General features: G+C 63.1%; 1 protein-coding gene. It reads left to right on the plus strand.

Translation table 11 applies throughout. The annotated features are described in order from the left end of the window. Positions 1-986, plus strand: a 986-nt coding sequence (locus tag DD606_RS25605; RefSeq protein ID WP_176691517.1) for a Sua5/YciO/YrdC/YwlC family protein, incomplete at both ends; no start/stop codon positions are given.

The raw sequence follows: 986 nt of genomic DNA on the forward strand, positions 1-986 counted from the left end.
ATCGGCGTTAAGCGCGGCGGTGGCGATGCTGGAAGGCGGCGGGATTGTGGCGGTCAAAGGGCTGGGCGGTTTTCACCTGGTCTGCGACGCGCTTAACCCGCAGGCGGTTCGGAAATTACGGGCACGCAAGCAGCGCCCGACCAGGCCGCTGGCGGTGATGATCCCGCATGCGAACGATCTGCCGAAGGCCATCCAGACGCTGTTACGTTCACCCGCTGCGCCGATTATGCTGACGCCAAAAGCCTGCCTTCCAGCGTTTCCTGAGGAGATTGCGCCGGGGCTGAATACGGTCGGCGTGATGTTGCCTGCGAACCCGCTCCAGCATTTGCTGATGTTGGACTGTCAGCGTCCGCTGGTGATGACCTCCGGCAACCTAAGTGGCCATCCACCCGTCATAAACAACCAGCAGGCGCTGGAAGAACTCAGTGACATCGCTGACGGCTTCCTGCTGCACAACCGCGACATCCTGCAACGGATGGATGATTCAGTGATGGACCAGGAGGGCACGATGTTGCGTCGCGCACGCGGTTTTGTGCCGGATACCATCACATTGCCCGCCGGATTCCGCGACATCCCGCCCATGTTATGCACCGGCGCGGAGATGAAAAATACCTTCTGCCTGGTACGTGGCAACCAGGCGGTGCTGAGCCAGCATTTTGGCGATCTGAGCGACGAGGGCGTAGAGGCGCAGTGGCGCAGCGCGCTCTCGACGATGCAGGAGATCTACGCTTTCCAGCCAGAGCGTGTGGTGTGCGATGCCCATCCGGGATATCACGCCCGACAGTGGGCCCGGACGCAGGCGCTGCCCGTTGAGACCGTGCTGCATCATCATGCGCATGCGGCAGCGTGTCTGGCGGAGAACGGCTGGCCGCTCGACGGCGGGGATGTTATTGCCCTGACGCTGGACGGGATCGGCATGGGCGAGAACGGCGCGCTGTGGGGCGGCGAGTGCCTGCGGGTGAACTATCGCGACTGCGAACGGCTGG

The organism is Enterobacter cloacae complex sp. GF14B (genome assembly GCF_004136805.1).
GTDB lineage: Bacteria > Pseudomonadota > Gammaproteobacteria > Enterobacterales > Enterobacteriaceae > Enterobacter > Enterobacter hormaechei_C.